Source organism: Pseudomonas sp. PGPR40, from assembly GCF_022014505.1.
Classification (GTDB): domain Bacteria; phylum Pseudomonadota; class Gammaproteobacteria; order Pseudomonadales; family Pseudomonadaceae; genus Aquipseudomonas.
This window is the reverse complement of the sequence record NZ_JAKLSP010000003.1, coordinates 143,950-156,972: the sequence shown is the minus strand read 5'-3', so window position 1 is coordinate 156,972 and position 13,023 is coordinate 143,950. Positions and strand designations below refer to the sequence as shown.

Here is a 13,023-nt window from a genome sequence, read left to right as displayed (position 1 = left end):
CCCTATACAAAAATGAAAGCAAGGATAGCAAGAAAAAATATGTTGATTCGCCATAAAATGGTAGTTATAACTATCGTGTAGCGATGACTATCATATCTGATGCGTCGTTTGTGTGACGGTCTTTCTAAAACAAAAAATAAAGGGTACGACTATGAACGCACGGCGATTTCTGTTCCTTTCTCTCGTTTTGATGTGCTCCGGCAGAAGCTTTGCAGCGGCGGGGCCCATGGACGTCAAAGGGCTCTGGCTTACGGCGGAAAAGGATGCGGTCGTCAAGCTCGACGATTGTCCCGCCAGAGCAGGCGCGATTTGCGGCCAGGTCGTCTGGGTCAGGGACGTAGCGTCGTTAACCAGCGATTGTGGTGTTCAGATCCTGCAATTGGATCGTTATGAAAAAGACGCCTGGCGCGACGGGTGGGTCTACGACCCTCGCGATCATAAAAAATATAAAGGCGTCGTTCGGGTCAAGGAAGATCATCTCAACGTAAGGGCATTCGTCGGCGCGGAAATTCTGGGCAAGACGGAGCAATTCGAACGTATCGACACACTGCCTCCTGCACCGGTTTGCAAGTTGTAAACCTGACCTATTCGTGGGAGAGCTTCATGCGAGCAAATCTTAGCCATTACCCAATGGCGGCTTTACTGCTGTCCATCGCAACTTCATCTTCGGTATTGGCCGACGAAGTCGCCAGCTATGCCGTGGATATCACGGCGCGGATCAGCTCCGATATCCGAACTCGCGGCGTTTCCGATTCACTGAACCGTCCGGGCGCCAAAATCACTGTTCAGGTCGCCCATGAAAGCGGCCTGGTAGCGCTCGCCGAGTTCACTACCGTTAGTAAAAAACAGTTCCTGGAAGGAAACGGAGCGGGGGTGTTGCTCGCGGGCGGCTATCGCTTCGGTGATCCCGAGGCTTGGCATTTCGGATTGGGACTGGCAGCTGAAATGTTCCCCGGTGCTCAGTACAAAGCGCCGAATCGATTCGATTTCAATACCTTCACCCTGACAGATGAGCGCAGCACCAACTACAACAGTCAGTTCGCTGTACTGGAAATAGGGTACGGCGCGTTGGAAGGCAGGGTCGCCCGCGTTCTTTCCAAAACCTATCGCGGTGCCAATACCGGAGGTGTCTGCGGAACGCTGTTGTTGTACCGCGAAGATCCGACAAAAGGACTGGAGTGCTATGCAAAAGGGGATCGCAATTCCCGCGGTAGCATGCTGTATGACCTGGACTACAAATATGCGCTAGGCATGAACACTTCGTTGAAGTTGCATGCCGGCTACCAGCAGCTCGAGAACTTCTCTGAAGGGAACTTCGCCGATTATGGTGTAGGCCTGTTGCATCACTGGTGGGGCGTCGACTGGGGTGTCGATTGGGTCACTACTAAAACCCGGGCGCGTGAGTTGTACCTGGCCGACGACGACGGTCACACCCGGGCGACAGACGACAGCAGCTGGGTCTTTTCAGTTTCCCGTCAATTCTGAGTACTTTTTATGACGTCGCTTTTCTTTTCTCGGGAGCCGGAAACGGCGACCGGGTTGGAGCAACTCGTCCTCGCGGTCGATCTTGGAACTTCTGGCTGTAAGTGTGCGCTGGTTTCCCTCGAAGGAGAAATACGGGCATGGACATTCCACAGCGTGTCCTTACATGTCAGTGGATTGAGTGCAGAGCAGGAACCACAGGATTGGTGGGATGCTTTCATGCGTGGGGCCGGCGAATTACTCAGCAGTGACCCGGTCAGACGTCGACAAGTGATTGCCGTGTGCTGTTCGACTCAAAGTGAGGGGACGGTCTGCGTGGGGGCGGATGGGATGGCCCTGGGGCGAGCGATGTTGTGGTTGGATAAGCGCGGAGCAGCTGCCGTCAAGCGTCGTATGGGGGGCGGCCGGTTTAGCCTGTCCGGTTATGACCCGTTCAAGCTTTGGCGTTCATTGCGCTTGACCGGCGGCGTCGCCTCTTTGTCCGGTATGGATTCCGCTGGGCATATAGCTTATGTCCTGGATCAGGATCCGCTGCGGTATGAGCGAACCCACAAGTTCCTTAACGTGCTCGATTATATGAACCTGCGGTTGTCCGGTCGGTTTTGTGCCACCAGTGATTCGATACTGACGACCTGGGTCACCGACAACCGTGATCCTCATCGCATTCGCTATGACGACAATCTGGTACGTGCGCTGGGTATTGAAGCTAGTAAGTTGCCGGACCTGGTGGGCTCAACCGAGGTAATCGGTTTGCTGCTTCCTGAACTGGCTGATGCGCTAGGGCTGTCTCGAGGCACTCAAGTGGTTGCGGGGTCTGTGGACACCTCTGCCGTTGCCGTAGGTGCCGCCGTGAGTGACTTTGCCCCTCACCTGTATTTGGGAACGTCGTCATGGGTGGGCGCTCACGTGCCGTTCAAGAAATCCAGTGTACGCAACCATATTGCAGCCGTGCCGAGCGCGGTCAATGGCCGCTACCTGGCATTGGCCATGCAGTCGGCTGCTGGGGCAAATCTTTCGTTCCTACGGGACAAGGTCTTGTATCACCCGGATGAGTTACTCAGCGATGAGCAGCAACCGGATGTATATGCCTTGCTGGACCGCATCGCGGCAAGGGTACCGCCGGGTGCGCGAGGTTTGATCTATACGCCCTGGTTAAGTGGCGAGCGCTCCCCGATAAATGACCCGAGCCTGCGTGCGGGCTTGTTCAATTTAAAGCTTGAACATTCACGCGAAGACATCATTCGGGCATTCATGGAAGGCGTTGCGCTTAATACGCGCTGGATGCTGGAGCCTTTCTCGCGCTTCCTCGGGCGGCCAAGTGAAATGATCGTAGCAACCGGTGGGGGGGCGCAATCCGATGTGTGGTGCCAGATCATGGCCGATGTTACCGGCCATGTGATCCAGCAACCCCACAATCCTATCCAGACCAACGCCCGAGGAGCAGCGTTCATCGCCGCTGTCGCCCTTGGAAAGTTGCAATTCGACGATCTCCCTGGCTTGAAAAAAACCTCCCAACTGTACGAGCCGGCGCGCGAAACGCGGGCGCTTTATGAGGATCGTTTTGCCACGTTCAAGGAGGTTCGCAAGCGACTTGCTCCGCTTTATCGCCGCTTGAATCCATCGCAGGAGACCATTTCATGACCAATGTACAGCAGGGGATCGTTGAGTTATCACGTCACTTGTCACGTCGCGGTTTTTTTGCCGCCACGGGTGGAAATCTAGCGTTGCGCATTGACGCGTTTCATATCGCCGTCACGCCCTCGGCCACCGATTACTTCAGCATGCGTGCCGAGGATGTCTGCGTGTTGCGTTTGAAGGATCTGGTGCAGATATCAGGTGAGCGGGCTCCTTCCGTGGAGAGCGGGCTGCACGCAAAAATTTTACGTAATCGCCCAGATGTGAATTGCAGCATCCATACCCATCAACCCTTGGCCAGCGCCTGCACATTGTTGGGTAAACCGATGGAAGTCGGTTACCCGCAGTTTTGGAAGACGCTGGGTCAGCGAATCCCGCTGGTCGGCTATGCCCCTTCGGGAACCCGTTGGCTGGCGAACAAACTCGAACGGGTCGTACGCGACGAATATAACGCCTACTTAATGCGTAACCACGGTGTGCTTTGTTGTGGTCCGGATATCGACACGACCTTGGCGCGCCTGGAGGATCTCGAGACCCTTTGTCGGAACCATTTAGTGAGTCAGATCAATGAGCAGGCCAGAGGTCGGCCTGAGTCGCGCGTTGCCGTGGCTCGTTTGATTGACGCTTTAGCCTCATCCCATGCTGTCAGCCCTCAGGATTTTTTAGAGACTCAATCATGAACGAACCTATCAAACTCGCTGCTATGCCTCAGATGACTTCGCCCGCCGTTTCACAGTGGCCTGATGTAGACGCCTTGTATCGGCGGTTCGATGAGTTGGTCAAACAGCCGATCCGCCCGTTAAAGCGGGACGCGTTGAGTAAGGTCATGGGCTATTTCGATGAGCATTGCCAAGGTTCGAAGCGACTCTCCGAGGCCGCAAAAAAATTCATACCTGGCGGTGTGCAGCACAACTTGGCGTTCAATCATCCGTTCCCACTCGCGATCTCCCAGGCCAAGGGCGCTTACCTGACAGACGTCGATGGCAACCGCTATATCGATTTTTTGCAGGCCGGTGGACCGACCCTGTTGGGCTCCAATCACCCGGCCATCCGTGAGCAGGTCAACCGAATTCTTGATGAATGTGGGCCTGTCACCGGTTTGCTGCATGAGTATGAGGTCAAGCTGGCGGAGCTGGTATGCGAGGTTATGCCTGGCGTGGATATGGTGCGTTTACTCGGCTCCGGTACTGAAGCGGTGATGGGCGCTGTTCGTCTTGCCCGTGCCTATACGCGCAAGAAGTGGGTGATCAAAATCGGTGGTGCGTACCACGGGTGGAGTGACCAGTTGGTTTATGGGATGCGTTTGCCCGGCACTGGGCGTATGGAAGCGGTGGGTATCCCCCGAGGTGCCACGGCGAATACCCAGGAGAGCCCTCCCAACGATCTGGATGCGTTGCGTCGTCGATTGCAGATCAACCGTTTGCGTGGCGGGACTGCCGCCGTGATGGTTGAACCCTTTGGACCGGAAAGTGGAACCCGTCCGGTTCACTTGGATTTCAATCGACAGTTGCGCAAGCTGTGCGACGAGTTCGACGCGTTGTTGATTTTCGATGAAGTGGTGACTGGTTTTCGTGCCGGGTTGGGCGGGGCGCAGGCCTATTTCAACGTCATGCCGGATATTACAGTACTGGGTAAATGTTTGACCGGGGGGTACCCGATGGCCGGTGCCATTGGCGGACGCAAAGAGGTCATGCAATTGCTCGCTGGCGGTATCGGTACGTCTGCCCGTCGGGCCTTCGTTGGCGGCACACTTTCAGCCAATCCGTTGTCCTGCGTGGCCGGTTATTACGCCTTGCTGGAAGCGCGGCGTCTGGATGCGCCTGCAGTGGCCGGACGTGCCGGTGACCGGATGCGCAAAGGCCTGGAAGAGATTATCAACCGTCGAGGCTTGCCATACGTTGCCTACAACATGGGCTCTATCGTTCATTTGCAAACGTCCGGTGTACTGCTGCTCGATACCAGCAATCCACTAAAGCTGCTGCGGGCTCGCAATGAAGCAAAAAGTCGCAAGCACATGATGGAGGAGATGGGGGCCGCCTACACAGCCCACGGTTTGATCACGCTGGCAGGTAGCCGGATCTATACAAGCCTGGCCGATACGGACGAGGTTATCGACGAGGCGCTTGAACGATTCGACGCTGTTTTCCAACTGGTTTGAGGGAAGCGCGATGAGAGATTTGCTCCGACAACAATGGCTGGACTTGAGAGAGCGGTTGAGTACTCAGGTCAATCGTGACGCCAGTCTTTCCCTTCGGTTACCCACAGAGCAGGGGATGTGGCACGGAAGACTGGATAGCGACGAGCCAATACGGGTCGATTGGGCTGGCGCTTCAGCGAGCGATGTGCAAACCCATATGGCCGTTTATCTGGCCCGCCATGATGTGGGCGCGATTCTGCTGGGCGGTGGTGTATTTGGAAATTGCCTGGCCGATTTCGGCGGCGTTATACCGATACTGTTTGATGAGCAGGCTCGGCATATTGGGCACATGGGCCCGCCAGTCGGCGCAGAGCGAGAGCTACCGCGATCACTGCAACGGGGAGGAAATGCGGTAGTAATACGGGGTATACCTGCATGTCTCGGCACCACGGGTATCCGGATGGCGCTCAATGCCGAATTGTTCGAGAAGTGTGCCAAGGCCTATACGCTCGCCAAGGCTTCGGGCGCACAGCTGACTCGTTTACCCTGGTGGGTGGTGTTCATCGCCAATGGTCGCTTGAGGAAAGACGAGAAACGGGCTGTTAAGTGCTTTGCCAGCGGGCAGCTACCGCCGGAAAGTCGTGGATATTGAAAATTTCCAAGAGGCATAAAGCTCATGCACATGACGTCCTTGGTTTCTCGTAAGCACCTTGCTGCTGCGCTGACATTGGGTTCTGTCGCAGTATTGATGGTGGGGTTGCAACCCCTGCTACTTGGAGAGCTACTGGCAGAGAACCGTCTCTCATTGGAAGGAGTCGGGTTGGTAGCGATGGCGGAGATCGTCGCGTTGGGGATCGGAGTGATTCTCGGGGATTTGTTGCGTTCGAGGACGAACTTGCGGTGTCTAACGGTCGCCGCCGCTATATCTGCCGCTGGCCTGGATATGCTGACGACGACCACGACCGGAGATACGGACCTCATGGTTGTACGCGCCTTGGCCGGATTGGCTGAGGGGCTACTGTTATGGGGGGCTGTAAGCCTGATCGTCCGGGGGCCGGCACCGGACCGGGTGTCTGGCGTGTTCATGGTCGTCCAGACCTTGGCACAAGGCTTCATTGCTGCGGTCCTGGCATTTTGGGTGCTGCCACAACAAAGTGTTGATGCTGGTTTCTTTTTCCTGGCAGCGATATCCGCAGCTTCGGTGCTTTTAGTCCCTTGGCAGCCTGCTCGGTTGGGGGCTTCCGCTAACACGGAGCAGGGGGCTGGCTTCACATGGGAAGTGCGGCACGGCTTGTTGATGGCTGTTGTGTTTATGCAACTGTCAGCGATCGGCGCGCTCTGGGCTTATCTGGAGCCGCTGGGCAAATACGTGGGCCTGGATACGCAGAGCGCTCAATTGTTGGTGTCCGGAACATTATTCATGCAGGTGCTGGGAGGTTGTCTTGGAATCCTGCTGGTACGCAGGGTATCGGATTACAAACTGCTAGGCGTTGCGGCCATTCTGTTAGGCAGTACTGCAATTTTGATACACCTTTCGGCTGGTCAGGGCATTAAGGTTTTCTTGATGCTCTGCGGTTTCTTTGGGCTGGTTTACCTGATGCTCACTCCGTTTCAGGTACGTATTGCTCTTCAGCTTGATCCATCGGGACGAGTAGCGGCTTTGGTCCCAGGCATGCAGTTGCTGGGGTGCGCATTCGGACCGTTGGTGGCCTCGCAATGGGTGGCCGGTGACTATGTCCAGCCCGTGGTGGTGGTCAGTAGCGTGTTCTCGCTGGGGACTCTCGTTCTGTTGGGCTTGCTACGCCAATGGCCTGCTCCTCGACGTGTCAGTTTCGACGCAAAGGTGGTACTGATTGTTGGCGCTTCATCCGGGATGGGGCGTGGTCTGGCCCTGCGCTTGGCGCAAGAGGGCGCCCAAGTGGTTGCGACAGCCCGGCGTGAGAAGCAGCTAAATGAGCTTCAGCGCGAGATAACCGAACTGGGAGGCATGTGTCTGGTTCGCACGGCCGATGCGTTGGACGAGAAGGCTGCCGCCGACGTGGTCAATGAGGTTGTTGCGCTCTACGGCCGCTTGGATGTCGTGGTGCTCAATGCGGGTGGTGCACCGGCATTGGACATGCGTCAAATGAGCGCTTCGGAGGTTACCGCCTACATGCGTTCAAACTACGACGTGGCCGTCAATTATTTGTTTCCTGCACTGGAGCAGATGAGTCTCCAGCGGCACGGATTGGTGGTTCAGACCAATTCATTGGCAGGCTTTCTGGGCGTACCTCTGCAAGGGCCGTACAGCGCAGCCAAGGGCGCACTGCGCTTGCTGATCGATACCTGCCGTATCGAGTTCGGTGACAGAGGCATCCGCTTTCTCTCCCTTTATCCAGGTTTCGTGGCTACCGCCCAGACGGCTAATGATGGCATGCCGGCACCGTTAGAAATATCGGAGGCGCATGCGGTTGCGCATATGTTGTATGCCATGCGCAGCAACCGCTGGGACTATTTGTTTCCCTGGACATTGAGATGGCTGACCCGGCTGTCAATGGTCCTGCCTAAACCGATAACATGCTGGATCTTGCGCAAGGAAGTACCGCCCTTGTTGCCGGACGATAATAGGCTTTGCCGGCTGGATGCGCCGAATCAATCGTTATGACAGGTTTATCAATGTAAGACTCGACATAGAGGGGCGTGCGAGTTCGTTTCCATTTTGGTGGAATGCCTAGGCCATATGGATGCTTGGGCTATTTCATATCCTGACTGCAAGGAATCGGTCGTCCTCGTTCACCGATGTCCGGCAGCGCGGTTGAGGTGCCCGTTGGCGAGCGCGCAAGCGGTGAATCGGTCTACACGGTTATGTGAAAAGCGATCGTGCCTTTTGTCCCAAAAAACAAAAATTATTTGTGCGTGACAAAAATTTATATTGATTTTTTTTAGTGATGCGCGGCTTTAGCATGGATGTGGGCTAAGAAGTCCGTCGGACGGCGAGCCCGCTGTCCGTATCAGAAATCAATAAAAATCGCAGTCGGAGTCCCTGATGAGTCTTTCTCCTTTCCACCTCGCAATCCCCGTTTATGATCTGGCCGCTACACGCACTTTTTACGGTGAAGTGTTTGGTCTTTCCGAAGGCCGTTCCAGCACCCAATGGGTTGACTTCGATTTCTACGGTCATCAATTGGTCATCCACGAGCATCCTAAAACCGCTTCGCAAGAAAGCGTACACAGCAACCCTGTAGACGGCCACGACGTACCGGTTCCGCACTTCGGCATCATTCTGGAGTGGGCTCAATGGGAAGCGCTGGCTGAGCGTCTCAATTCATTCGGTACCAAGTTTGTTATCGAACCTTACATTCGCTTCAAGGGCCAGGTCGGCGAGCAGGCCACCATGTTCCTGTTCGACCCATGCGGCAACGCATTGGAGTTCAAAGCGTTCAAGGATATGAGTCAGCTTTTCGCAAAATAATAAAAAGCCTGGCGCAAACAAAGTTGCGCCAGGACATCTCAAGTGAGCTGGAAGCTCATGAATCTAGCTGCTGCCGTCAAGCAGTCCTTTCATTCCAACAAAAAGGCTAGACATGAAACGTATCCCCTTAGTTTGGCAAATCGTTGCCGGGCTGTTGCTTGGCGTGCTCGTGGGTTGGTATTTCAATACCCACCCGGAAAATCAAGTTTGGGTCAGTACCGAAATCCTTAAACCACTCGGTGATATTTTCATCAAAATGATGAAGATGGTCGTTGTACCGATTGTTTTCTGCTGCATGATTCTCGGCATTGCCGGAGGCGGCGATAACAAATCCTTCGGCCGCATGGGCGCTAAGTCGCTCATTTACTTCTTTGCAATCACCAGCCTCGCCATCGTACTCGGTTTGTGCTTCGCCAACATTTTCGAGCCGGGTAAAGGCACTGAAATCGCGGGCATCGCGCACAACGCAGCAGCCGTACACATGGAACCGTCGAAAGGCGCGCTGATCATCTTGCAAAACATCGTGCCTGATAACGTGATCATAGCGATGTCGGAAGGGAAGTTGCTGTCAGTGCTGTTCTTTGCGGTCTTGCTGGGCATGGCATTGAACACGTTGCCCAAAGAGAAGAGTGCACCGGTTGTAGCGGTTGTGCAGGGCTTTTCCGATGCGATGTTTAAGGTGGTGTCGTTTGTCATGGCTTACGCGCCAATCGGCGTGTTCGGCATGATAGGCGCAACCGTAGCGACCTTTGGATTTGCCTCGTTGTTGCCGTTGCTCAAGTTGATTGGCGTGGTTTACCTGGCGCTGATTGCGTTTGCTTTGGTAATGCTGGGCGGCATTTGCTACCTCATCGGCGAAAACCTCTTCAAGTTGATCAAGTATTTCCGTGATGAACTGATCCTGGCCTTCTCCAGTGCTGCTTCAGCCGCTGTTATGCCGCAGTTAATGACCAAACTGGAAACGTATGGAGTGCCTCGGCGTATCGTCAGCTTCGTGGTACCGGTGGGCTACGCCTTCAACCTGGACGGGGCTTCTATCTTCCTTGGGGTGGCGACGATTTTTATTGCCCAGTTGTACGGCATCGATCTGTCGTTGACTCAGCAGATTCTGCTAGTGGTCACGATGGTGCTGACGTCGAAGGGCGCTGCGGGTGTACCTGGGTTTGCCATCATCATTTTGTCGGCCACGCTGGCGTCTGCCGGGCTGCCGCTGGAAGGGGTCGCGTTGATTGCCGGGATCTTCCGGATTATCGATAGCGGCACCACCACCTTGAACGTGCTGGGTAATGCAATTGCACCCTTGGTCATCGCCAAGTGGGAGAAAGCCCCCCTGGAACGAAAAGGCTCTGTAGGGGCCGAGCAGAACGCTTAATCGGTGACACAAGAGCCTTCCACGTTAACCGTGTCGAGGGCTCTTTTTTTGGCTGATTAAACCAATAAGAAGTTTTTGCGTATTCATTCTTTTCAGGCACCGGGGTGCTCGGTTCGCGCCCTGTTAGTTGCCTCTGTGCTGCCATTATTTACAAAAAAAACAGGTGGTCTATGTGCAAGAAATCAGTGTTCGATTGGACGCGTCGCTGCGTCGCCCTATGGATGGTGTTGCTATTTATGGGAACTTATCAACTGGCGATCGCCAGCCCACGCACGGAGCTGACGCATTCTGCGGTGGCCGTACCTGACCAATTTGCTGCAGACACCGCCAACGCGATTTTTGCCAAAGGCGGGAATGCCATTGATGCGGCCGTCGCCGTTGCATTCTCCCTGGCCGTGACCTACCCGGAAGCCGGGAATATCGGCGGAGGCGGTTTCATGACCGTCTATTACAAGGGAAAACCCTATTTCCTCGATTACCGTGAGCGTGCGCCGCTGAAAGCGACGCGAGACATGTTTGTCGACAGTTCGGGTAAAAAAGTTATTGCTGCCGATCAGCCGCAAGGTAGCGTGATCGGCCACCGATCGGTGGGCGTGCCGGGCACTGTCGCCGGTATGTGGGAGGCGCACAAACGATTCGGCAAGCTCAAATGGGCGCAGCTAATCGAGCCGGCAATTGACTATGCGCATCATGGCTTCGTCGTTGATGAAGCATTGGCCAACATTGCCACGAGCGAAAATGAAAAACGCTTTGCCGGTAAAACCAACTTTTCTGAACATTTCGGTAAGCTGCAGGCAGGTACCACCTTCAAGCAGCCTGAACTTGAGGGAGTTCTAAAACGTATCGCCGCGCAGGGCCCGAAAGGGTTTTACGCCGGTAAAACCGCTGCGCTAATCGTGACCGATATGAGTGCCAATGGCGGCCTGATCAGCGCGCAAGATCTCGCCGACTACAAAGCCGTTTGGCGTGCGCCGATACAAGCCAGTTGGAACGGCTTTCAGATCGTCACCGCGCCACCGCCCAGTTCCGGTGGGATCGCGCTGGTGCAACTGTTGAAGATGAAAGAGATGCGCCGCGAAGATTTTCAGGACGTGCCGCTCAACTCCGCGCGCTATATGCATCTGGTGGCGGAAATCGAGAAGCGGGTGTTTGCCGATCGGGCGCAGTACCTGGGTGATCCAGATTTTTACACCGTGCCGGTGCATGAATTGATCGACGAACACTATTTGGCGGGTCGTGCGTCGCAGGTCAGTTTGTCAGGTCCTTCGGACACCAATAGAGTCGTCGCAGGACTGAACATCGAGTCGCCGGAAAAACCTCAGACCACTCACTTTTCAATCGTCGACAAATGGGGCAATGCCGTTTCCAACACCTACACGCTCAATGGATTTTTCGGCTCGGGCGTGGTCGCGGATAAAACGGGCATTTTGCTCAATGATGAGATGGATGACTTTTCGGCAATGGCAGGGGTGCCTAATCAATTGGGCGTCGTCGGCACCGACACCAACGCCATCGAACCCGGAAGGCGGCCATTGTCTTCGATGACTCCGACGATTTTTCTGAAGGACGGCAAAGTCGCCTTGGTCATCGGTACACCCGGTGGCTCACGGATTTTTACGTCCATTTTCCAGGTCGTTAGTAACGTATATGACTTCCACCTTGGGCTGGAAGATTCAGTGGGTGCGTTGCGTTTTCACCACCAGTTGCTGCCCGCGAATACGATCTTCTGGGAGCCTTATGCACCTATTTCCGGGCAATTGGCGACGGATGTTGAAACCGCGGGATATAACCTTGCTAACCAAGGCTTCAATGGTGATATCCAGGCAATCAAGGTGCAACACGGCGTACCTGAACCTGTGTCTGATCCGAGGGGGAGGGGAGTGACCGCCATTGCAAGATAGCGAATCAAGGGGCGCTGCCATGCGCCCCTTGTAATTCAATTTGTACTGCTCTCCTTTGCTGATCAACCTTCATCACTCTTGAGCTTCCTTCTCTGCTGCTTGGCTGAGGGCTTAGTCGTGCCCGCAAATCCGCCTTCCTGTAGCTGTAAGTAGCGTCGTTCACATACAATCAGACAATCCCTGGTTTCGGGACGAAGAGTTTCGACTCCAATGTCCCCTGAACCCGTCTGGTGAACAGCCCTGAGAAAAGAGATTCGTATGAGGAGAGTGTGTCGATGAGTGAATCAAGCCTCCAGGTTCCCAAACGTGGCGCGACCCTGCGTTTGTTGGTGGAAGACAAGATTCGGGAAGCCATTTCTACTGGCGTGCTGCGCCCCGGCCAGCGTCTGGTTGAACGTGAACTGTGTGAAATGACCGGGGTAGGGCGTACCTCCATTCGAGAGGCGTTGCGTCAACTTGAGGCGGAAGGCCTGATTACCTGTAACCCTCACAAAGGGCCTTCGGTTAACAAGATCTCCCTAGACGAAACGCGCCAGTTGTATGCCGTGCGCGGCCTGCTGGAGAGTTTTTCCGGGCAGGAATTCGCGTTAGTCGGCACCGATGCGCAGATTCGGCGGCTCGAGGAAGCGGCAGCGATGTTTGAGTTTCGCGCCCAACAGTACTGGCAATACCCTGATCGCGACCCGGAAAGCACGCGTCTCGCGCGTGATGCTCTGATCGAGGCTAAAACCCAGTTCTACGTGTGCTTGATGGAAGGTAGTAACAACGTATTCATCGTCCAGATGCTAACGACCCTGCATAACCGAATCACGCTGTTGCGGGCGATGTCAATGACGCAGCCGGGGCGGCTCCAGCGCTCGGTTGAGGAGATCAAGGAGATCGTCGCGGCGATTAAAGCCAGAGATGGAGCTAGGGCGGGGGAGGCCTGTCGCAAGCATATCCAGCTGTCAGCCAATGTGGCTATCAGCTACCTGGAGAGTATCGAGGCGGAGGCTCAGCTGTCCGATTGACAGATTGTCTGCAAATCTGGATATTCATCACGGCG

At 55.1% G+C, this 13,023-nt stretch carries 11 protein-coding genes; all 11 read left to right on the top strand.

The annotated features are described in order from the left end of the window. Positions 1 to 151: 151 nt before the first annotated feature. The gene (locus MEB48_RS04620) at positions 152 to 577 is read left to right on the top strand and encodes a DUF2147 domain-containing protein (protein WP_237882326.1); all 426 of its coding nucleotides are present in this window, start codon (positions 152 to 154) and stop codon (positions 575 to 577) included. Positions 578 to 603: 26 nt separating this feature from the next. Continuing rightward, entirely contained in the window at positions 604 to 1,485 is an 882-nt protein-coding gene (locus MEB48_RS04615) for a TorF family putative porin (RefSeq protein WP_442969063.1), read from the top strand. 9 nt (positions 1,486 to 1,494) lie between these two features. Continuing rightward, entirely contained in the window at positions 1,495 to 3,123 is a 1,629-nt protein-coding gene (locus tag MEB48_RS04610) for a xylulokinase (protein WP_237882324.1), read from the top strand. Beyond that, positions 3,120 to 3,797, top strand: a complete 678-nt coding sequence (locus MEB48_RS04605; RefSeq protein ID WP_237882322.1) for a class II aldolase/adducin family protein — start codon at positions 3,120 to 3,122, stop codon at positions 3,795 to 3,797. The genes MEB48_RS04610 and MEB48_RS04605 overlap by 4 nt, the downstream gene beginning before the upstream one ends. Next, positions 3,794 to 5,275, top strand: coding sequence for an aspartate aminotransferase family protein (locus tag MEB48_RS04600; RefSeq protein WP_237882321.1), 1,482 nt, complete (start codon positions 3,794 to 3,796; stop codon positions 5,273 to 5,275). Before MEB48_RS04605 ends, MEB48_RS04600 begins: the two co-directional genes overlap by 4 nt. A 10-nt stretch (positions 5,276 to 5,285) precedes the next feature. After that, entirely contained in the window at positions 5,286 to 5,906 is a 621-nt protein-coding gene (locus tag MEB48_RS04595; RefSeq protein ID WP_237882514.1) for a hypothetical protein, read from the top strand. A gap of 24 nt (positions 5,907 to 5,930) precedes the next feature. After that, a complete protein-coding gene (locus tag MEB48_RS04590) occupies positions 5,931 to 7,898 on the top strand; it encodes an SDR family NAD(P)-dependent oxidoreductase (protein WP_237882319.1) in 1,968 nt (655 codons plus the stop codon). A 381-nt stretch (positions 7,899 to 8,279) separates the two neighbouring features. Beyond that, a complete protein-coding gene (locus MEB48_RS04585) occupies positions 8,280 to 8,705 on the top strand; it encodes a VOC family protein (protein WP_237882317.1) in 426 nt (141 codons plus the stop codon). A 112-nt stretch (positions 8,706 to 8,817) separates the two neighbouring features. After that, entirely contained in the window at positions 8,818 to 10,077 is a 1,260-nt protein-coding gene (locus MEB48_RS04580; protein ID WP_237882315.1) for a cation:dicarboxylate symporter family transporter, read from the top strand. A gap of 221 nt (positions 10,078 to 10,298) precedes the next feature. Further along, positions 10,299 to 11,978 carry a gamma-glutamyltransferase gene (gene ggt / locus MEB48_RS04575; protein WP_442969062.1) on the top strand — a complete coding sequence of 560 codons (1,680 nt, stop codon included), beginning with the start codon at positions 10,299 to 10,301 and terminating at the stop codon, positions 11,976 to 11,978. A gap of 275 nt (positions 11,979 to 12,253) precedes the next feature. Beyond that, positions 12,254 to 12,988 carry a GntR family transcriptional regulator gene (locus MEB48_RS04570; RefSeq protein ID WP_237882310.1) on the top strand — a complete coding sequence of 245 codons (735 nt, stop codon included), beginning with the start codon at positions 12,254 to 12,256 and terminating at the stop codon, positions 12,986 to 12,988. The last annotated feature ends 35 nt before the right edge of the window (positions 12,989 to 13,023 follow it).

Coding starts and splice junctions, on each gene's coding strand:
- MEB48_RS04620 (WP_237882326.1), top strand. CDS start 152: ATGAACGCACGGCGATTTCTGTTCCTTTCTCTCGTTTTGATGTGCTCC.
- MEB48_RS04615 (WP_442969063.1), top strand. CDS start 604: ATGCGAGCAAATCTTAGCCATTACCCAATGGCGGCTTTACTGCTGTCC.
- MEB48_RS04610 (WP_237882324.1), top strand. CDS start 1,495: ATGACGTCGCTTTTCTTTTCTCGGGAGCCGGAAACGGCGACCGGGTTG.
- MEB48_RS04605 (WP_237882322.1), top strand. CDS start 3,120: ATGACCAATGTACAGCAGGGGATCGTTGAGTTATCACGTCACTTGTCA.
- MEB48_RS04600 (WP_237882321.1), top strand. CDS start 3,794: ATGAACGAACCTATCAAACTCGCTGCTATGCCTCAGATGACTTCGCCC.
- MEB48_RS04595 (WP_237882514.1), top strand. CDS start 5,286: ATGAGAGATTTGCTCCGACAACAATGGCTGGACTTGAGAGAGCGGTTG.
- MEB48_RS04590 (WP_237882319.1), top strand. CDS start 5,931: ATGCACATGACGTCCTTGGTTTCTCGTAAGCACCTTGCTGCTGCGCTG.
- MEB48_RS04585 (WP_237882317.1), top strand. CDS start 8,280: ATGAGTCTTTCTCCTTTCCACCTCGCAATCCCCGTTTATGATCTGGCC.
- MEB48_RS04580 (WP_237882315.1), top strand. CDS start 8,818: ATGAAACGTATCCCCTTAGTTTGGCAAATCGTTGCCGGGCTGTTGCTT.
- ggt (WP_442969062.1), top strand. CDS start 10,299: ATGGTGTTGCTATTTATGGGAACTTATCAACTGGCGATCGCCAGCCCA.
- MEB48_RS04570 (WP_237882310.1), top strand. CDS start 12,254: ATGAGTGAATCAAGCCTCCAGGTTCCCAAACGTGGCGCGACCCTGCGT.